General features: G+C 54.2%; 18 protein-coding genes and 1 pseudogene. 9 read left to right on the top strand and 10 right to left on the bottom strand.

The annotated features are described in order from the left end of the window. Nucleotides 1-9 precede the first annotated feature (9 nt). From PT964_RS24380 to PT964_RS24370, 3 genes are all read right to left on the bottom strand, one after another. On the bottom strand, nucleotides 10-438 hold the full coding sequence (locus tag PT964_RS24380; protein ID WP_274365973.1) for a chemotaxis protein CheW: 429 nt from the start codon (nucleotides 436-438) through the stop codon (nucleotides 10-12). A 33-nt stretch (nucleotides 439-471) separates the two neighbouring features. Next, entirely contained in the window at nucleotides 472-2,337 is a 1,866-nt protein-coding gene (locus tag PT964_RS24375; protein WP_274365972.1) for a methyl-accepting chemotaxis protein, read from the bottom strand. 654 nt (nucleotides 2,338-2,991) lie between these two features. Continuing rightward, nucleotides 2,992-4,416, bottom strand: a complete 1,425-nt coding sequence (locus tag PT964_RS24370) for a S41 family peptidase (RefSeq protein WP_274365971.1) — start codon at nucleotides 4,414-4,416, stop codon at nucleotides 2,992-2,994. Between the two features lie 145 nt (nucleotides 4,417-4,561). Between PT964_RS24370 and PT964_RS24365 the strand changes: the two genes are divergently transcribed. From PT964_RS24365 to PT964_RS24355, 3 genes are all read left to right on the top strand, one after another. Continuing rightward, nucleotides 4,562-6,913, top strand: coding sequence for an FdhF/YdeP family oxidoreductase (locus PT964_RS24365; protein ID WP_274365970.1), 2,352 nt, complete (start codon nucleotides 4,562-4,564; stop codon nucleotides 6,911-6,913). 2 nt (nucleotides 6,914-6,915) lie between these two features. Continuing rightward, nucleotides 6,916-7,722 carry a formate dehydrogenase accessory sulfurtransferase FdhD gene (gene fdhD, locus PT964_RS24360; protein WP_274365969.1) on the top strand — a complete coding sequence of 269 codons (807 nt, stop codon included), beginning with the start codon at nucleotides 6,916-6,918 and terminating at the stop codon, nucleotides 7,720-7,722. Nucleotides 7,723-7,815: 93 nt separating this feature from the next. Next, the gene (locus PT964_RS24355) at nucleotides 7,816-8,013 is read left to right on the top strand and encodes a hypothetical protein (protein ID WP_274365968.1); all 198 of its coding nucleotides are present in this window, start codon (nucleotides 7,816-7,818) and stop codon (nucleotides 8,011-8,013) included. Here the strand turns inward: PT964_RS24355 and PT964_RS24350 are convergent. After that, nucleotides 8,010-8,882: a serine/threonine protein kinase gene (locus tag PT964_RS24350; RefSeq protein ID WP_274365967.1), complete on the bottom strand. Its 873-nt coding sequence runs from the start codon at nucleotides 8,880-8,882 to the stop codon at nucleotides 8,010-8,012. The genes PT964_RS24355 and PT964_RS24350 overlap by 4 nt on opposite strands. 126 nt (nucleotides 8,883-9,008) lie before the next feature. On the opposite strand from PT964_RS24350, the gene PT964_RS24345 reads away from it, so the two are divergent. After that, entirely contained in the window at nucleotides 9,009-9,206 is a 198-nt protein-coding gene (locus PT964_RS24345) for a hypothetical protein (RefSeq protein WP_274365966.1), read from the top strand. Nucleotides 9,207-9,495: 289 nt separating this feature from the next. Here the strand turns inward: PT964_RS24345 and mraY are convergent, their stop codons facing one another. Together mraY and PT964_RS24335 are read right to left on the bottom strand one after the other, a co-directional pair. After that, a complete protein-coding gene (gene mraY / locus PT964_RS24340; protein ID WP_274365965.1) occupies nucleotides 9,496-10,461 on the bottom strand; it encodes a phospho-N-acetylmuramoyl-pentapeptide-transferase in 966 nt (321 codons plus the stop codon). Nucleotides 10,462-10,605: 144 nt separating this feature from the next. Further along, the gene (locus tag PT964_RS24335; RefSeq protein WP_274365964.1) at nucleotides 10,606-11,061 is read right to left on the bottom strand and encodes a DUF2269 family protein; all 456 of its coding nucleotides are present in this window, start codon (nucleotides 11,059-11,061) and stop codon (nucleotides 10,606-10,608) included. A gap of 200 nt (nucleotides 11,062-11,261) precedes the next feature. Here PT964_RS24335 and glpK point away from each other — a divergent pair, with 200 nt between their 5' ends. Continuing rightward, the gene (gene glpK / locus PT964_RS24330) at nucleotides 11,262-12,749 is read left to right on the top strand and encodes a glycerol kinase GlpK (RefSeq protein WP_274365963.1); all 1,488 of its coding nucleotides are present in this window, start codon (nucleotides 11,262-11,264) and stop codon (nucleotides 12,747-12,749) included. 49 nt (nucleotides 12,750-12,798) lie between these two features. Then, a complete protein-coding gene (locus PT964_RS24325; RefSeq protein WP_274365962.1) occupies nucleotides 12,799-14,451 on the top strand; it encodes a glycerol-3-phosphate dehydrogenase/oxidase in 1,653 nt (550 codons plus the stop codon). 4 nt (nucleotides 14,452-14,455) lie between these two features. On the opposite strand, the gene PT964_RS24320 is transcribed toward PT964_RS24325, so the two are convergent. Both PT964_RS24320 and PT964_RS24315 read right to left on the bottom strand, forming a co-directional pair. Continuing rightward, entirely contained in the window at nucleotides 14,456-14,902 is a 447-nt protein-coding gene (locus tag PT964_RS24320; protein ID WP_274365961.1) for a hypothetical protein, read from the bottom strand. Between the two features lie 111 nt (nucleotides 14,903-15,013). Beyond that, the gene (locus PT964_RS24315; protein ID WP_274365960.1) at nucleotides 15,014-15,199 is read right to left on the bottom strand and encodes a YfhD family protein; all 186 of its coding nucleotides are present in this window, start codon (nucleotides 15,197-15,199) and stop codon (nucleotides 15,014-15,016) included. Nucleotides 15,200-15,381: 182 nt separating this feature from the next. On the opposite strand from PT964_RS24315, the gene PT964_RS24310 reads away from it, so the two are divergent. After that, nucleotides 15,382-15,771 carry a hypothetical protein gene (locus tag PT964_RS24310; RefSeq protein ID WP_274365959.1) on the top strand — a complete coding sequence of 130 codons (390 nt, stop codon included), beginning with the start codon at nucleotides 15,382-15,384 and terminating at the stop codon, nucleotides 15,769-15,771. Between the two features lie 12 nt (nucleotides 15,772-15,783). Here PT964_RS24310 and PT964_RS24305 read toward each other — a convergent pair whose 3' ends face one another. Continuing rightward, nucleotides 15,784-16,851, bottom strand: a complete 1,068-nt coding sequence (locus PT964_RS24305) for a TolB family protein (RefSeq protein WP_274365958.1) — start codon at nucleotides 16,849-16,851, stop codon at nucleotides 15,784-15,786. 383 nt (nucleotides 16,852-17,234) lie between these two features. On the opposite strand from PT964_RS24305, the gene PT964_RS24300 reads away from it, so the two are divergent. Next, nucleotides 17,235-17,804 (top strand): hypothetical protein, encoded by a 570-nt coding sequence (locus tag PT964_RS24300; protein ID WP_274365957.1) that lies wholly within the window; start codon nucleotides 17,235-17,237, stop codon nucleotides 17,802-17,804. A 239-nt stretch (nucleotides 17,805-18,043) separates the two neighbouring features. Here the strand turns inward: PT964_RS24300 and pdxR are convergent, their stop codons facing one another. Beyond that, complete coding sequence (gene pdxR / locus PT964_RS24295; protein ID WP_274365956.1) at nucleotides 18,044-19,435, bottom strand: MocR-like pyridoxine biosynthesis transcription factor PdxR; 1,392 nt, start codon at nucleotides 19,433-19,435, stop codon at nucleotides 18,044-18,046. 124 nt (nucleotides 19,436-19,559) lie between these two features. Between pdxR and PT964_RS24290 the strand changes: the two are divergent. Beyond that, nucleotides 19,560-19,721, top strand: a pseudogene (locus PT964_RS24290) (FMN-binding negative transcriptional regulator); the annotation flags it as partial. Nucleotides 19,722-19,757: the final 36 nt, after the last annotated feature.

The following is a 19,757-nucleotide window of genomic DNA, read 5'->3' as shown; positions in this document are numbered from 1 at the left end:
TCCGCTCTCCTAATTATGAAGTAAAACTTCATCCAGCTTCAGTATGCCGACGAGCCCGCTGTCCGTCAGTCCGAGTCCAACGAAGAAATTGCCTTCGATTCCCCCGACCCGTTCCGGCGGCGCTTGAATATCCTTGAAGGTGGCCACCTTGTTCACGTAATCCACAATGATGCCGATTTGTTCCTCTTTGTGACGGACTACGACGATGCGCGTCGTCTTCGTATATTCCCGCTCCGGAAGACGGAACAGGCTTCGAAGACTGATAATCGGCACGATCTTGCCTCTAAGATTGATAACCCCTTTGACATAGGGCATCACATTAGGGACCTGCGTAACATCCTGCATCTTGATAATTTCGTTAATTTCTTCAATGCGGATGGCGTACTGCTCGTTCTCAATGCCGAACTCCACATATTGTTCATTGGCGTTTCCTTGCACGGACCTCACACCTTTCCGAAAATCTTCAAACGATTACTTCGTCTTAAAGACAGACACCGATTCGTTAAGCTCTTCGGCAAGCTTGGCGAGCGACTGGGTCGTAGCTGCCGTCTCCTCCGAAGCGGCGGCCGCTTCCTCGCTTGCTGCGGAGATGGTCTCGATCGTTTGCAGCACTTCTTTGGATTGAGCCGATTGCTGGATGCTCGCGGAAGCAATTTCGTTTACCTTGCCGGACGAATTGTTGACCATTCGTACGATGTGGTCGAACGCTTCCCGGATTTGCGACGTTTTTTCAACGGCATTGGACACGGATTTCACGCTCAGCTCGGTGTTATTTTGCATGCCTTTGATGATGCCGGTGATTTGCTTGGTAGCTTCTCCGCTGCGTTCCGCCAATTTTCGGACCTCATCCGCAACGACGGCAAAACCGCGTCCTTGCTCACCCGCTCTTGCCGCCTCGATGGCCGCATTCAATGCCAGCAAAATGGTTTGCTCGGCGATATCGTCAATCACCTCGATAATATCTCCGATCTTTTTGGAGTCGGTCTCCAGCCGGGACATCTGCTCATTGACAGCGGTCATGCCCGTGATCGATTCGGTCACCACCACCCCTCCTTCCTGGGCGATGGATACCGTTTGATTGCTTAATTCGGAGGCTTGCTCGGCGCTTACCGCCACGGTTTCAATCGCGACCGTCAAATCTTTAAACAGATGGTTCATCGTCTGCGCGGAATGGGCTTGGTCCGTGCTTCCGCTGGCGATCTCTTCAGTGCTTGCGGAAATTTGCTGCGATGCCGCCGCTACCTGCTGCGACGCCAATGCGATTTTGTTAATTAACGCGCGCAAATCTGCGGTCATTCCTTGAAGGCTGGACCAAAGCTCGCCGATTTCGTCTTTATTTTTCAACTTTACGCCGGACTCCGACAAATCGCCTTTCGCCACGCGCTTTAATTGCTCAACTACAATTGAAATCGGTTTGGAAATCGTTCCGCTTACAAACAAGGAAACGAATATGATAACAACGGCCGCAACCGCCATGACGATCATCATGCTCGTTTGTACGGATCGGGTGCTTTCCAATACCGTCGACATGGGAACTTTCATAAACAAGGCATAGCCTGTTTCGCTGATCGGGGAAAAAGCAAGCAAGCTCTCGCTTCCGTTGCTTTCCGAATAAACCGCTGTTCCGGACGATTTCTCCCCATCTTTCAATAGTGCCGTAAGTTGTTCGCCGAGATTCGCTTCATCGACGCTTTTGCCGATCAAATCCTTATTGTCGATCACTTGCAAGCGGTCTAAATTATCGACCAGCAAGTACTTCATCTGATTTTCATCGGTTTGCAAAAATTCGTGCACGAGCGATTCGAAATTAACGGTCGCATACATCAAACCGATCACTTTACCGCCTGCGTTTTTTACCGGGGCGGCCACGACAATAACCCGGTTCCCCGTCGACTTGGAGTTCAAGATGTCGGAATAGGACGCCTCGCCTTTCAAACCTCTCTTAAAGTAGGGTCGGTCGCTGATATCAACCCCGACGGCCGTATCGGACGAGTTGGCGATCACTTTTCCGTCCAAATTCGCAAATCCGACGCCTTCGAACACATTCGTCTGTTCTTGGATCTGTTTCGCATATGAAGTAATTCGCGCCGGGTCCGCCGATTGCAAAATTTCCGTCTTCGCCGCCAATTTCATTTCATCCATATGGCGTTTCAGCCATTCGTTCATGCCTTGGGCGACGCTTTCCGCCAAATTATGCATCGAATCTTTTTCTTTCGAGGTCAATTCCGCCGAGCTTTGATTGAACGTAATAAGCGATGAAGCAAGCAGAGGAACAAGGGACACGATTAAAAACCAGATCGTAATTTTCGTACGGATACTTCTGAATACAGTTTTCATAGCTGCAGCCTCCTAGATGATAATGAAAGATTTTGTGAGTATTAAAAAAACCGGCCCGAAAAAATTCATAGACCGGTTGCAGACAAAAAATAATTTTGTGCAACCGCTGCTTTTGCTTTGAACTTTCAGTTATGTACTACGAGATTCGACTTAATGCGACAAAAGTCTCACATACACGACATATTATGACCTTAATCCTATTTCTTTCATGGTTCAATAAGGGATTTCCCTTATATTTTGCGGTAAGCGTTAAAGAATGGAGCGTAATCTGTGATTTTTATGACAGTGATTCATAGGGCCGGAGGTTACTCTAAAGGAATGGATCTGTGGAATAAGGGGGGGTCAAGTGTTTGGATAAGAAACCGGAGCTGCTTGCGGCGGCAGGGTCGCTTGAAGAAGTCGAGGCATAGGCGGATAGCGGATTCGAACGTATTTATTGTCCGGCTCGTCGGAGCGGGAAGCTGCAGTAACGGATTGAGAAGCACTTATTCTGGGCGAACGGCGGGCAAGAGGCTGCCGGGGCCGGAAAATAAGTGCGTCTTAGTCCGTTATGGCTTGAACCGGAACCGTCTTCGGGCGGAATAAAGGCTTCGCAATCACTAAAAAGGCTGCGCCAGGAGATCGTTCGATCTGCCCGGCACAGCCTTTTGACATTTAGTATTGGATCGTAACCTTGTCTTTACCGATGGTGAACGGTTTGCCGATCAGCGTGGAGAAGGCGTTCGCGGAAATAAAGGTGACGCCGCCCGAAACGAACGTATCCTGACCTTTGCCGACCTTGAATTCCTTCCCGCCAAGCACGAACGACGTTTCGCCGCCGGCCCAGCGCACCTCGGAGCCCAGCGCCTCGACGGTGAACCGGAGCGGAATATATACTTTGCCGTTCTTGACAACCGGCTTCGGAGCTTTCCCGATGACTGCGCCGTTCAAATCCGCCGTATCCTTGCCGGCTGTCATCGTCAGCACCTGCGTCCGCTTCGGAAGCAGCGCTTGAACCGCGGCGTTGGCCGCCAGCGCCGGGTGGGAGATCCGAATATCCGGCACAATTCCTTTCTTATCGATGATCGAGCCGTCCGGCAGCTCCCAGCGCTCGATCGACACCTTCACGAAGGCGCCGTTCGGCATGTTGACCGGGCTTTGCATCGTGCCTTTGCCGAAGGACGTTTCGCCGACCAGGATCGCACGCTTGTTTTTCTGCAGTGCGCCGGCCAGCATTTCGGACGCGCTGGCGGAGTTCCCGTCGATGAGCACCGCAAGCGGAATATCTTCGCCTTCCGGGTCGGCCGTTATCTCCATTTCGTTTCCTTCTTCGTCGTGGAAAATCAGGATGGTGCCTTTCTTCAGGAAGAAGTCCGCAATATCGAGCGCGCTTTGCACGATGCCGCCGCCGTTGCCGCGGAGATCGAGGATGATGCCTTTGGCGCCGGCCGCGGCAGCTTCCTTGTAAGCCTTCTTAAACTCTTCGGTCGTTTTGTCGCCGAAGGAGCGTATGCCGATGGCGTGAACGCCGCCGCCCATGTCGGTCCGCTGGACGAGCGGAAGCTGGATTTGCGCCCGGATCGCCTGCACAGTCATCTCCTTGCCGTCGCGAATAATATACAGCGTCACCGGAGTTCCCTCTTTGCCGCGGATGAGCAGGTTCATCTCCTGCACCTTGCCCGGCGTCGGCAGCTTGCCGTCCACCTTCACAATCATATCGCCGGCCTTCAGGCCCGACTTCTCCGCAGGAGTGCCGGGGAACACTTCTTCCACCACTAACCCGAGCCGTTCTTCGTCCGCAACGGCCACAATGCCGATTCCCGCGTAATTTTGATTAATCGAATCGATGAACGCTTTGTATTCGTCGGGGGCCATATAATTCGTATAAGGGTCGTCCACCGACTGGATCATCCCTTGGATGGCCGCCTCCAGCAGCTTTTCTTGATCGGGCTTGGAATAGTGCTGCAGCAGTTCTTCATAAGCTCTAATCAATGTCTCTTTATTTTTCTCCGACGCCGACTCGGCAGCGAGGCTATGTACTGGATAATAGAGTATTGTCGCCGCAACCGCGGCGCCGATCAGCATGCGTGTCCATTTCATATTTCGTTCATTCCTTCTCCCATGATAAGTGCCCTGAATATAGCACAAAATTGTTAAATTAGAAAGAAAAAAAGTGTGCCGCGAACGGCTATGAATGCGCTATCATAGAGGTATGACAACAACTGCGCGAGGAGAGGTGACTGGTTTGGGAAAGACGAAGCACGAAGGTCGAACGAAGCTGCCCTTGGCGCCCGACGCCAACCTATGGGTGAGTCCGGTCCCTTTCGGTATTGGAAAAGTAAAGCCTAAACATATACGCGAAACGATCAAGACGGTCTGGGAAAACCGGGATAATCTGCCTTATGCGGCGCGAATTTTGACTCAAGGCGTATGCGACGGGTGCGCGCTCGGCGTATCCGGACTGCGCGACCAGACGCTGACCGGCCCGCATTTGTGCACGACAAGGCTCAACGTGCTGCGTTTGAACACGATGCCGGCCATCAAGCCCGAGCTTCTTCACGGCGATATCGACAGCTTGCGGAAGATGTGCAGCACGGAGCTGAGAAAGCTGGGGCGCATTCCGTATCCGCTCATTCGGCGCCGGGGCGAGCGGAGCTTTTCCTGCATTTCGTGGGACGATGCCTTGAATCGGATTGCGGCGAAAATCCGCAGCATCGATCCGAAGCAGCTGGCTTTCTTTCTGACGGCGCGGGGCATTACGAATGAGGTTTATTACACAGCGGGCAAAATGGCGCGCTTTATCGGCACGAACAACATCGACAACGCATCGAGAATATGCCATTCGCCGAGTAAGACCGGCTTGAAGCGTACGCTCGGCATCGGGGCGTCCAGCTGCAGCTATGCGGATTGGATCGGCTCGGACGTGCTCGTGTTCTGGGGCTCCGTAGCCGCGAACAACCAGCCGGTGTCGACCAAATATATTTACGCGGCGAAGCGGAAGGGCACGAAGGTGATCATGATCAACCCGTACCGGGAGCCCGCTATGGAAAATTACTGGATTCCTTCGATTCCGGAGAGCGCCTTGTTCGGGACGAAGCTTGTGGACGATGTGTATCAGGTCAATATCGGCGGCGATATCGCCTTTATGAACGGCGTAATGAAGTGCTGGTTCGATATGGAGGCGGAAAAACCGGGCTCGGCGATCGACCGTACGTTCGTCGAGCGGCATACGAACGGCTATGAAGCGCTGAAGCGGCATGTGGAGCAGCAGGAGTGGAGCCGCCTGGAGAAGTCGTCCGGCATTACGAAGGAGCGGATGCGCGAGTTTGCCGAGCTGCTTGCCGCATCCAAAACCGGCGTGTTCATCTGGTCGATGGGGCTGACGCAGCACCGCTTCGGTACGGACAACGTGACTCAGGTGGCGAATCTCGCGATGCTCAGAGGCTTTATCGGACGGAAGCATTGCGGCGTTATGCCGATTCGCGGCCACTCGGGCGTGCAAGGGTCGGGCGAGATGGGGGCGGACCCGTTCTCGCTGCCCGGCGGCGATTTCGAGCCGGAGACGATCGAACGGCTTGAGCGTCTCTGGGGCTTCCCGATTCCGAAGTGGCAGGGGGATATCGTCGGCGTGTCGCTGGAGAACGCGATGCTGCCGAAGGATCACGGCAGAAGGCTGAGGATGCTGTACACCTCGGGAGGCAATTTCCTGGAGACGATGCCGGACCCCGCATTCATGGAGCAGTGCCTGGAGCGCATCGAGCTTCGGGTCCACCAGGACATCATTCTAAACACGTCGACGCTGGCCGACGCCGCGGAAGAGGTCATCGTGCTCCCGGCCATGACGAGGTATGAGCAGGCGGGCGGGGGCACGTCGACGTCAACGGAGCGGATGGTTTATTTCTCTCCGGAAATTAAAGGCCCGCGCATCGAGGAGGCGCGCTGCGAGTGGGAGATTTATGTCGATCTGGCGGCGAGGGTCAAGCCGGAAAGCAAACACCTGATGCACTTCGACAATGCGGAGCAAATCCGCGAGGAAATCGCGCATGCGAATCCGAATTACGACGGCATTCAGCATTTGAAAAACCAGGGAGACGTGTTCCAATGGGGCGGAGCGTGGCTGTGCGAGGACGGCGAATGCCCGACGGCGGACGGCCGGGGCAATCTGATCCCGGTGGAGCTGCCGGAGCTTCGCAAGCCGGAAGGGCACTTCTACGTTACGACGCGACGCGGCAAGCAGTTTAACTCCATGATTTACAGCGAGAAGGATCCGTTCAATAATGCGGACCGCTACGACGTGCTGATTCATCGGGAGGACGCGCAAGAGCTTGGAATTGCCGACGGAGAGGCGGTCGTCGTATACAACCGGTACGGCTCGTTCCACGGACGGGCGAAATATGCCGAGACGCGGAGGGGCAATTTGTCCGTATATTGGCCGGAAGGGAACGTACTGATCCCAAAGGGCGTTTACGAACGTTATGCCGGCATTCCGGAATATAACACGGCCGTTATCGTGGAGAAGGCGGAAACGTTCCACGCGTTTAAGGATACGAAGTACGTCGAGAAGCGAATTGAAGATCTGGAGATGGATGTGAGCTGATCGTGAATGCGCCCGACAAAGTGAAACATAGCCGGAAAATCGTCCGGTACGACGGCAATGCGCTGCTCGAAGAGACGGATGCGATCGCCGTCGAGTATCCGTTGACGATCGTGGTCGACGGGGAAGAGTTTGCGACAATGGTATGCACTCCGACCGAGCTGCAGGAGCTTGTGATCGGATTTTTGGCCTCGGAGGGCATCATACGCCGCCCGGGGGAAATTCAATCGATCCGGGTCGACGAGGGGCGCGGGTTCGCGTATATAGAGCTGCTTAATAAAAAATCCGCCGGTGTAATGAATTACTCCAAGCGGTTTATAGGCTCATGCTGCGGCAAAAGCAGGCAATTTTATTTTCATAACGACATGAGAACGGCCAAAACGGTGACCAGCAAATCCGTCATTACAGTGGAACAATGCTTTGCGTTCATGGAGCGGCTTATGGAGCAATCATCCGATTTCAGAATGACAGGGGGGGTTCATAACGCAGCATTGTGCGGCAAAGAAGGAGTCGTTGCGGTACGCACCGATATCGGGAGGCACAACGCGCTCGATAAGCTGTTCGGGCACTGTTTGCTGAACCGGATTCCGATACATGACAAAGTGCTCACCTTCAGCGGGCGTTTGTCGTCGGAGGTGCTGCTTAAGGCGGCGAAAATCGGCGTCGGGATCGTATTGTCCAAATCGGCCCCGACGACTCTCGCCATCGACCTCGCGCACGATCTCGGCATTACGGCGGTCGGCTTTATTCGGGGCCGGACATTGAACGTATATACGCACCCCGAGCGGATTTCGTGCGGGGCGGGAAGTTAGCGGCCGCCAAACCGTCTTCCGTTTCCTCCCGAAAATTTCGAAACGAACAGCGTGCGATTACCGTAAACAATAGCAAAAAAGGAGGAATGGATGATGTTGAAGGATATCCTCAGAAAGCTTCTGCACTCGAAGCTCTCTCATGGCAATCATAACAAATACGGGCATTACGGCCACCATAAATACAGCAGCGACAGCTATCATAGGCCCAAGCACGGCTATCCTCCGAAGCATAACGGCTACGGCCACGGGTATTACAAGAAGAAGGGTTATTCAAGCTACTCAAGCAGCTAGTCTGCAGGGAACGCCGTAATTGCATCGGTAATTTCCTGCAGAAGCTCGTGAGCGCTATTGTAGGGCTGTTCCGCCAGCAGCATTCGGCGGAGCAGTCTTTTTGTTTGGGGCCTTAGATGGCGAAGCTCTTGCTCCCAGCTTTGTTCTTCGGCGATTTCTCGGTCCTGCTCCGGGAAGCCGCTGTAAAGTAAAAATAGCAGCAGGTGGCCCGCCCCGTAAAAGTCGCTTGCCGGATGAATTCGTCTGCGGATGCGCTTTTCCTCGGGGTCGTTCTTCTCAACATCATCCGGGTCGGACGGCTGTGCGTCGAACGGTACGCCCGGCGTGAAGCTTCTAGCCAATCCGAAGTCGATCAGCTTCACCGTTTCCCCGTCCAGCATCACGTTCGCAATGCGGATATCACGGTGGACGATGTGCTTCGAATGGACGTATTGAATGACTTTGACCAGCTTTCGCAGCAGCTCCAGCGACTGAAGCTCGGTAAACACGGTGCCGTCTTCGAAGAGCAGCTTTTCCAAGCTGGCGCCTCGGGCGTACTCCATCGTGAAGCAATAGTGGCCGCCGTAGCGGAAATGCTCGTACAGCTTTGGAATCGAAGGGTGATCGAAGCGGGATATCATATCGATTTCGAAATGATAAATTCGCTCGGCGCGCTTGCGGCCGTTTCGCATCGGCTGAACCCGCTTCAGCACACATTGGTGCGAGCCGTTCCGGTCTGTCCTGTCGCAGAGGTAAGCGACCCCGAAGCTGCCTTCGCCGAGCATGCGCACGATTTTGTATGGATCGCGTATTACGGTACCCGGCTGAAACCTTCGCTCAGCGCGCCGCCTTCGCCATACCGCTGCGCGGCGCTTCCATCCTTCGAGCATCCGCCTCACTCCGTTCATTTCCATGTAATGAGTGTATTCGCATTATTTTGCATTAACAAGCATGGAAGGTGGACATACTTTGAGAAGCGGCCAAGAAATGGAGCATTCAAGAGGAGGATACGCTGGATGAACGAAGACCAGACGAGTCAGGAAAATCTGGAGAAGTATAGGGCGACGGACTTAACAAACCAAGGAAGAGACAAAAACTTTATGACGATCGATTCTTGGATTCAAGACGGCAACCCTTCCGGCAACTTCGATGACTTCGGGCCGGAGATGGTGCAGGAGGATCCGCCGACGTTGAACGGGCAGCCGATGGAGTAGCGTGCAGTAAGCGGAGCTAGCGGCTCCGCTTTTTTTGCGGTGCAGCCGCTGCGGTTGCTAACGGAACTGAATGTCCGCTAAAACGAGCTAGTTTACATAATTCGGCGTTTTAACGGAAACAGATGTCCGCTAGCATGCCTTTTTCTTACGATTTTCGCACTTTTCGACGGATTAGCGGACATCTCGTTCCGCTAATTCACGGATTTCCCGTGTTTGCAGCAAATTAGCGGACAACTCGTTCCGCTAAGCGCAAAGTTTCGTCTCTTGTAATAGAAATAAAGAGTATATCTCAGCCCGGACCTTGCAACATAAACCTCCAAAGCACCCAACAAATCAGCGCGGACAGCCACGAGACGATGCCGAAAATAATGACGATCTTGTTTTCGCTCCAGCCGTACATCAAGATGAAATGAAAATGAATCGGAGCCATGCGGAATATGCGGAGCTTCGTTCGCTTGTAGTACCATACCTGCAAAATAACCGACAGCTGCTCTGCCAGATACACGGAAAACAGGATCGGAATCAAAATTTCAACCTTCTCGATCACCGCCATAAAAGCTAAAGACCCGCCGATCGCCAGCGACCCCGTATCCCCCATAAAAGCCCGAGCCGGATAAATGTTGTAAAACAACAAACCCAGCAAACAGCCGATCATGACGAGGGAGAACGCTTGAACGCCGGCCTTATCGGATATCGCAAAGAAGAAAAAGTAGGTCGGAATCGCGACAACGATCAGCAGGCCGTCCAATCCGTCGGTAAAGTTAATTGCATTGGCCGAACCGACGATAAAGAGCATCATCACGGCAAAATAGACCGCAATAGGCAGCCCGATCCCGAAATCCCCAAACACGGCAATATGTCCGTCCAACGAATACGTTTGGATGAGATACCACAATAGAATGCCGGTAAAGAGAAATTGCAGCACAAGCTTCGTCTTTCCCGACACCCCGGACGGATCTTGGAAGAACGCTTTCTTAAAGTCGTCCAGAAAGCCGATCGCACTGAATAAGACGAAGGTCAGATTTAAGAAAACGGTCAGCGGGTCGGGCCGATAGAAAGAAGTTATCAATACTCCGGTAAGCAATATAAGTCCCGCCATTAGCGGGGTGCCGCGTTTGGCCTGGTGGGAGGCGGGCAGCTCGGCCCGAATCGGCTGGGTCAGCTTGAGCGTGCGCAATCCCCAGATCAGTACGGGGCACAGCAGCGCAACCAATAAAAAAGATAGAGTGGATACTCCAATAATAGATGGGATCATATTCGTCTCCTGCAATGGATTCTCGGCCTTATTTTTAACATATTATAATTCGACGGATTGGACAAATATTCCTATTCGGATACGGCAAAAAGAAAGCCCTCGTTACCTCCTGCATGGAGGCGCGAGGGCTGTTTTCGTCCGTGCCTAAACCGGTTTCACGATCATAAAAATAAACAAAATCGTTCCGAGTCCGGTCGCGACATACATCCATCGGTTGACAAAGCTCCAGTTTCGGCGGAATTCAGCGTTGTCTTGAAGCTCGGCGCTGCCGTCGTGCTGCTCAACGATCGCCGCGATTTTCTTCACGCGCGGAGGGAGTAAGCCTGCGGCCACGATCTGGATCAAAATGTACAAAATCAGGGAGCCGATCAGCCAGGTTTGCAGGAATGTGCCGTAATTGTTCAGAAGAATCAGCGCGAGGCCGGTCAATACGGCAAGCGAGCCGCCGATCTTCGGGAAAAACTCCAGCTTCTTCATTAATGACAGGGAATGCTTCAGCTCGCTTAACGATTGCTTCTCACGGAGCAGGATATGCGAGAAGAAGGTCGGCCCGACTCCGATAATAGCGGATAGGACGTGGATGAGAACTAGCCACTTCATGGGATAATTTCCTCCGTTTCAACATTATTACAGTCCATTATAAAGGCAATGATTAACGGCGTATACCTTTTTTTAGGAAATAGGAACTAACAAAACCTTAACGTTTTTGAACGGAATCCCGGATTGTCGGCGCTCCCACGGTGGGCTATGATTAAAGAAATATAGATGGGCTGTGGGGAGACGAGAAAGGGGAAGAGCGGATGGCGGGCTACATTTTGGCATTGGATCAAGGCACGACGAGCACGAGGGCGATATTGTTCGATACCGACGGCCGGTTGGTGCGTATGGCCCAGAAGGAGATTACGCAGCACTACCCTGAACAAGGCTGGGTGGAGCAGGACGCGGAGGAGATTTGGGAATCGGCCGTAAGCGTAATCGGCGAGCTGCTGGCAGGCGATGAACATATCGGAAAGCGGATTGCCGCGATCGGCATAACGAATCAACGGGAGACGACGGTCGTATGGGACCGCCGCAGCGGAAAGCCGATCCATCGGGCTGTGGTTTGGCAGTCGAGGCAGACCGAGCAGCTGTGCGGCGAACTGAAGGAGTCCGGGCACGAGCCGTTATTTAAGAAAAAAACAGGCCTTGTCATCGACCCTTACTTCTCCGGCACGAAAGTCGCATGGGTGCTGGATCGCGTACCGGGCGCAAGGGAGAAGGCGGAGTCGGGCGAGCTGCTGTTCGGCACGATCGATTCATGGCTCTTGTGGAAGCTTACCGGGGGGAAGGTGCACGCGACAGACCCGTCCAACGCCTCGCGCACCCTCATGTTTAATATTAATACGCTGCAATGGGACGACGAGCTGCTGTCGATGCTGCGCGTGCCGAGACCGATGCTTCCCGAGGTGCTGCCGTCTTCGCATATCTACGGGCATACCGAGCCGGACGCGTGCTGCGGACTGCAGGTACCGATCGCAGGCATCGCCGGAGACCAGCAGGCAGCGCTGTTCGGGCAAGCATGCTATGATGAGGGCATGGTGAAAAATACGTACGGGACCGGCTGCTTTATTCTGAAAAACACAGGAGAACGTCCCGTGTTTTCGGAGCACGGCCTGCTGACGACGGTAGCCTGGAGCATCGGAGGGCGGGCGACTTACGCGCTGGAAGGCAGCGTATTCGTCGCCGGCTCTGCGGTGCAATGGCTGCGCGACGGCCTGCGCGTCATCGACCATGCGGCGCAGTCGGAGGGGCTCGCCGCGAGCGTGGAGGATTCGGGCGGAGTGTATGTCGTGCCGGCCTTCGTCGGCCTCGGGACGCCGTATTGGAGCAGCCGCACGCGCGGTGCCGTATTCGGGCTCACCAGAGGCTCGTCGAAGGAGCACTTGGTGCGCGCCACGCTGGAGGCGATCGCTTACCAGTCGAAGGACGTCATCGACGTAATGGTGAAGGACACGGGCCTCAGCGTGCCGTCTCTGCGAGTGGATGGAGGCGCGGTGAAAAACCGCTTCCTGATGCAATTCCAAAGCGATATACTCGGAAGAACGATCGATGTTCCGTCGGTGCATGAGACGACGGCGCTCGGCGCGGCCTATTTAGCCGGGTTGGCGGCAGGCGTATGGGGCAGCACCGACGAGATCAAGAGCCAATGGAAGGGCGAGGCTTCGTATCAGTCGGCTATGGGCGCCGAGCAGCGGGAGAAGCTGTACGGCGGCTGGCAGCGTGCCGTTCACGCGGCGATGCAATTTTAATATTTATACAATCATAGATAGATACAGGGAAGCTGAGAGGAGTGCGAGGATGAAGCTGTCGGCAAAGTCGCGAGGCGAACGGCTGCAGGCCGCCGCAAGCAAGGAGTGGGATGTGATCGTCATCGGCGGAGGCATTACCGGGGCGGGCATCGCGATGGATGCGGCGCTGCGGGGAATGAGCGTCGCGCTTGTGGAAATGCAGGATTTCGCCGCGGGCACCTCCAGCCGCTCGACGAAGCTCATTCACGGCGGTCTCAGATACTTAAAGCAATTTCATGTGAAAATGGTCGCTGAGGTCGGCAGGGAGCGTGCGGTCGTATACGAGAACGGCCCGCACGTTACGAAGCCGGAACGGATGCTGCTTCCGATTTATCGCGGGGTCGGGTACGGGAAGCTGGCTACGTCGTTCGCCATTTCGGTCTACGACCGGCTGGCCGGCGTAAAGCGCGAGGAGCGGAAAGAAGTTTTCACGGCGGAGGAGACGCTCCGGATGGTCCCTTTCCTGAAGCGGGAAGGGCTGCTCGGTGGAATTCGGTACGTCGAATACCGCACCGACGACGCGCGGCTGACGCTTGAAGTGATCAAGAAAGCGAACGAGCTCGGAGCGCTGCCGATCAATTACGCGAAGGCGGAGCAGTTTATTTACGACGGCGAATCGGTATCCGGCGTCGTCGTGCGGGATCAGCTGTCGGGGGAACAAGTTCACATACGAGGGAACGTCGTCATTAACGCGACGGGCCCTTGGAGCGACCGGGTGAGGAAGCTGGAAGGGAAGCGGCCTGACGGCAAAAAGCTCCTGCTGACCAAAGGCGTCCATATCGTCATCGACGGCAGCCGCCTTCCGCTGCGGCAGGCGGTATACTGCGATATGCCCGACGGGCGTATGGTGTTTGTCGTGCCTCGCGACCGCAAAGTTTATATCGGAACGACGGATACGGTGTATTCCGGGGACACCGCGACCCCCTCCATGGAGGAAGAGGACTTGGAATACTTGTTGGCGGCCGCCCGGTTCATCTTTCCGGAGGCCGGTCTTACGCGAAGCGACGTGGAGTCCAGCTGGGCCGGGCTGCGTCCGCTCATCCACGAGGAGGGCAAATCCCCGTCGCAAGTATCGCGTAAGGATGAAATATGGCAGTCGTCCTCAGGCTTGCTGACGATTGCCGGAGGCAAACTGACCGGCTACCGCAAAATGGCGGAGCACATCGTGGACCGCGCCGCGGAATTGCTTCGAAAGCGCACCGGGCGTTCGTTCCCGCCCTCCGCGACAAGAACGGTCGCGATATCGGGAGGGGATGTCGGCGGCTCGCGCGGCTTCGAGGCGTTCGTGCGGAAGCAGAGCGCGCTGCTGCAGGCCGAAGGCTTGTCCGAGGAGGAGGCGGAACGGCTCGTCCGGCTGTACGGGTCCAATGCGGCCGTCATTCAAGCCGAGCTTCCTCGGTATAAGCGGGAGGCGGAGAAGCTCGGCGTTCCGCTGTTTACGGCGATCACGGCGCTGTACGGCATCGAGCACGAAATGATGGCGACGCCCTCCGATTATTTTCTGAGGCGCGTCCCCATGCTGCTGTTCGGGATCCGGGATTATCGGCGTGCGAAGAGCGACGTCCTGAAGCTGATGCAAGCGGCGCTATGTTGGGATGAGGCAGCTGCTCAGGCGTTCCGGGAACAGCTGGAGCGGGAAGAGAAGCGGGCGGCGGGAGTGTAAACGTTCATTTCATTTCGTCGATCATGGCTTTCATTCGGTTGATGACGGTCTTCTTGTATCGGACGGCCGTATAAAGCAACCTCATCTGCTGCAGAGGAGAAAGAGCGTAAAACCGCGGTTCTTTCTTTAAGAATGAGCGAATGATCGACCAAGAGGCTGGCGTCATACGCCGGGGCGACAGATACGGAAATCGCTCCAGCAGCGCGTCATGCTTTCTCTTCTCGTCTACGATGCACGGGGCTGACTTCACTCTGGAATGCTTTCGCAAATAATGATACCGGTCCGCTCCGGCCACGATGACGTACGTCCCGTCCTTCCCGCGCCGCTTGACCGCCATGAGATGCGCACAATCCCAGAGTGTGCGGCGAAGCCTGGCGATTGGCCGCGTAATGGTGCCGGTGAAATCGGGCTTCAGCTTGTTAAGAGGTATATATTGAACGGTGTATCTCATATCCATCCTCTCCCTTGGGGCAGTATATGAAAACCGGATTCGTCCGATATACAGGAAAAAAGGCGCAATTTCGCAGGCGGCGGGCCTGAATCGAAATGCGCCTTTTTGCCGTTATCGCTCTTCTTTCCGCTTCACGCCCGTAGCCGGAAAGCCCGGCTTCCTCTCCAGCACGTACCGGTCGCCCAGCTCGTTCGCGAGCTCGATGTCGTCGCCGTGCCGCCCGACCATATTTTTCGGCACCTGCGGCATTTGAGTTTCATTGTTGTCGACGGTACGTCTGTTGTTTCCTCTGCCCATCGCGGTTTTCGCCTCCTTTTTTAACCTTGTGAGGTTTGCTGCCTGCAGTCGTTAGTATCTAAATAACCCGCTGGAATTATGAGGCATGCGCCCAACGTCGGAACGAACGGACCGAAAATCGCCGCGGGGACCGAACGTTATGAGTATCAACTGCCATCACGGGCAAAAGGAGAGGAAGACCGATGACAAAACCGATTGTGAGCGAGAACGGCTTGAATGATGAACAAGGCCGCTTGGAGCCGGCGGTTCGGACCGTGTATGTGACCCGCAAGGAGAGGCATAAGCGGTCCCGATTGTCCAGAGGCTGGCCGATCGTGCTCGTAATTGCACTGGGTGTCGGACTTATTTATTGGGGACTTACGGGAGTGGCCGATGAAATATCCCGCGTGAACGGCTCCATTCAAGAACAAACGGGTGCCGTGCAAGATCAAACCGCAGCATTGCAGGCTCAGACGAATGTAATGGCGGGGATCCGTCGGGAAATCGTCGCTTTGACCGATGCGGTGCAGCAAGGCTTCGACCGGGTTGCGGACGAAATTCGGCAGGCGGCGGGCCAGTTCAAACCATCGTAAGGCGCTTGTTCGTTAATGGGTTACTACCGGCGGAACGGGTGCGACGGGCGGAACGGGCGCCACCGGCGGGATGGGCGGTATGGGATCGTCGGCTGCCGGCTGGATGATCCGCGGGCTTTGAGACCACCGGACCGCGGTGATGCTGCCGCCTTCGGCGAGCTTAACCGGCCGGGTCGGCATTCTGAAATCGACGAACCAAAGCTGACTGGCCGGTTGTTCGGCTCCGCAGCCCGAGAGGTAAGCGAGCCCGCTCCCGTTCGCGGCCCAGCTTACCGGGCTTGCGAAGCAATCCGAGACGGCCTGCGTGACTACTCTCCCGCCGGTGCGGGCGTCGGTTTGGATCAGGGAGTAGTATCGGTTTTCGGGAGACAGCTCCGTAGCGCTATAGGCGATGCTGGAGCCGTCGGGAGACCATTCGGGAAAGTAGTTTTTGGCTTGCGTTCCGCCTTCCAGCGTATAGCTGTTCCCGGTGGCGAGATCGACGGTCGTCACGATCGATATGCTGGCTCCGGGCGAAGTGAAGAGCGCAAAGCGGCCGTCCGGAGACAGGCGGACATTGTGAATCGGGCCTGCGCTCATACGGGTCAGCTGCCTTCGGTTTGCGCCGCCCGCATTCACCCGGTACAGCTGGTTGTTGCCTGCGGTGTCCGGCGCGGTGTATAGAAGCTCTGAGCCGGAGGGAAACCACTGGGCGTCGGCCGCTCCCGGATGATCGATCGCGCGGGCGGTATGCGAAACCGTATCATAGAGAACGATTCTTCCGTTTTTTACATAGGCGATCCGTCTGCTGTCGGGCGACCAATCCAGCAATGTGTAGGGCTCGATTTGATCGATTCTCGCTACAGTACCTCTGGCGAGATTGACAATATAGACGATGCTTCCTTTTCCGACGAAAGCGATGCTGCGGTTGTCCGGCGGCCAATAGGGGACCGAGAACGGCTCCCCGATTCCTCGGGTCAGCGGAATACTGTAGCCGCTCATCGGCTGGAGCAGCCAAATGTCATAATTGCCTCCATGATTCGAGGTGTATGCAAGCACCCCAAGGCCGTAGTGCGGCGGCGTGCCGTAGTGCGGCATCATATGATGAACCTCCTCGTTTCCTATTCATGACAGTCTATTCGTTAGGCAGGCGCCCTGCGAATGCAAATTAGAGTTGATGTATCGGCGGGATCGGCGGTGTGCCGGTTAGCGGATTCGAAGGTACTTATATTGTGAAAATGTGGCGGGTTACAGGTGAATAACGGATTAGGCGGTGTTTATTCGGTCGGAGACGGGTAGGAATCAGTAGCCGGGGTCTTGAACAAGTGCGCTTCGGTACGTTATCGCAGCAACGAATTAAATTTACCAGGTAAATAAGTGCGTTGAGGTCAGTTAAGCGATGACAAGAGGTGTTGAGAATATTTCAGGTCATGCGCAACAGTCCTGACTATCGTCTCGTTTAGGATAGGAGGGAGGCGTTTTCAGTGAAAAATAGAGCGATATCCGTGTTCGTTGCGGTTGTAATCGTTGCGGTGAGCGGTATGAGCTTGGGCTTGGCAGGCCTGGCTTCCTTCGCGCCGCCGGCCTACGCTTGCTCGTGTGCGATGCCGAGGACGGTCGAAGAGGAGTTTGCTGCTATGGACGCGGTGTTTTCGGGTAAAGCGGTGCGGGTCGATCGGCCGGCGGAAGGCTCAAGCGGAGACGTAACCGTGCGGTTCGAAGTGGAGCGCGCCTGGAAGGGTGTCGATCAGGCGGAGGTTACGCTGAAGACGGCCCAATATGAGGAGTCCTGCGGGTTCAGCTTTGAATCGGGGCAAAGCTACCTTGTCTACGCAAATAAGGATGGAGAGTCGTGGGCCACCAATTATTGTACGCGGACGGCGGCTATCCAAAAAGCAGGCGGGGATCTGAAGCAATTATGCGAAGGCTTTGAGCCGCCGCATTCGGTCGTTAGCCGGTTCGGCTGGGGCACGATTGCCGCCATTGCGGGACTCGCAGTCTTTATTACGGGCTTGACGGTTCGAAGCTTCATAATCGGCAAGAGGGAGCCGTAGGGTGAAGGTTGAATAGGTAAAGTTTCGAGCAGGGATACCCTTTTTTTGGGGGAGAAAAATAACGGTCACCAGAGACGCTATATCGCCAATTTGCCTGCCGTCATTTCGCTAACGGACACCACAGACGTTAAACCCCGATTTTTGGCGCCGATTCCTGCATTTTCGAGGAAATAACTGCAGGAGTGTCCGTTAAAACTGCAAATTCCATTCAAAACGCCGAATAGCTGCATCCTTGACCGTTAGGAGCGATCAACGAACCATGCCTTCTTTAAGAGCTTCACGCCAAGCTCGATTTCATCGCATGATAAATTACTGAAACCAAGTTTAATGATCGGTTGATCGGATTTGTTCTTAATGAAGAAGAGCGAAGTAGGATAAACTTTAACCCCTTGTATGGAAGCTTGTTGGATGAGCCATTCCTCCGAACGCTCCAGATATACTTTGACTAATAAGTACAAACCGGACTGCTCGCCGATGATAGATATGTTTCGCTTGAAATGATTTCTTAACTCAAAAACCAAGTGCTGCATTTTTCGTTTATAAACAAGACGCATGCGTTTAATATGGCGATTCCATTCCCCTTCCTCCATGAATTTGGCCATTGCGAATTGGCTCAGCAGCGATGTGGTGCTCTCGAAACGGGCAAATTGGTTTTTATAACCGTTAATAAGCGGCTGCGGCAGCACCATGTAACATAAACGAATTCCAGGGAGAAAGCACTTTGAGAAATTTCCGAGATAAATAACTCTCGTTGCATCTATGGAAGCGAGAGCGGGAAACGGTTGTTGGGTATAGCGAAATTCACTGTCATAATCGTCTTCGATAATATATCCTTGCATCTTGGTTGCCCAATGGATCAGTGCATGCCTTTGTTGAATGGACATACTTACCCCGTATGGGCTGTGATGGGACGGCGCCACATAAATTAATCGGGATTCCATATGTTCCAAGTGCGAAAAATCGGCACCTGTCTCATAAACGGGCAACGTTTCAAGCGAAAAACCGTTTGCTTGAAAAGCTTCCCTAGCGCCGTCATAACCGGGATCCTCCACGATAATGCCAGAAAAATCATGCTTCAGGACAAGACCGAGATACACAAGCATTTGTTGGGTGCCGCTTCCGATAATGATTGCATTCGGATCTGCCCTCACCCCGCGAGACTGAAGCAAATATGCCGCGATTTGTTCGCGCAGACACAATTCGCCGAAAGGCTCCCCGTATCGAAAGCTGGTCTTTGCCGTTAATACTTTATTCGAGATTCTTCTCCACGCTTTTAAAGGGAAATGCGATTGATCGACGACGTCCGCGCGGAAATCAATGCGAACAGGCGGTACCGGCTCTGTTTGCTTGTGATTAGATGAACTGCGAGCCTCTTGAAGTATAAGGGGCTCTATTTCATTTGCAAAATAACCTTTCCGTCCTTCCCCGCGAATATAGCCTTCAGCAACCAGCTGCTCATAAGCCATTAATGTTGTATTGCGGCTTACTTGAAGAGATTGCGCAAGATGACGAATGGAGGGCAACGGCTCATCCGCCTTTATGTCCCCTTGCTCAATCAATAATTTGAATTGCTCGTAGATTTGTTTGTATTTTGGGGAGCGATCCGTAAAAGCAAAAATGGTGTTTATCACTTTATTCTCCCCCCCCCCTCTGACATGCGCATTTTCTTAGTATTGTACCTTTTATAATGTCAGTTTGAATTATATCATACCGTGTAAGGATATCTTCTGTATGTAAAACGATAGGGGGATTCGAATGTATATCCCGGAGCATTTTACGATGAAAGAAATCACTGCTGCCTACAATGTGATACAGGAGAACAGTTTTGCAACCTTGTTTTCCATTCATAAAGGAATGCCCTTCGCTACCCATTTACCTCTGATATTGAATAAGGAGAAAACGTGTTTGTACGGACATTCTGAGTTAGACTAAAAAGTGGACACTCCGAATTAG

The organism is Paenibacillus thermotolerans (assembly GCF_028745515.1).
Taxonomy (GTDB): domain Bacteria; phylum Bacillota; class Bacilli; order Paenibacillales; family YIM-B00363; genus Paenibacillus_AE; species Paenibacillus_AE thermotolerans.
The sequence above is the reverse complement of the archived record's forward strand: the minus strand, read 5'-3'. Positions and strand labels throughout refer to the sequence as shown.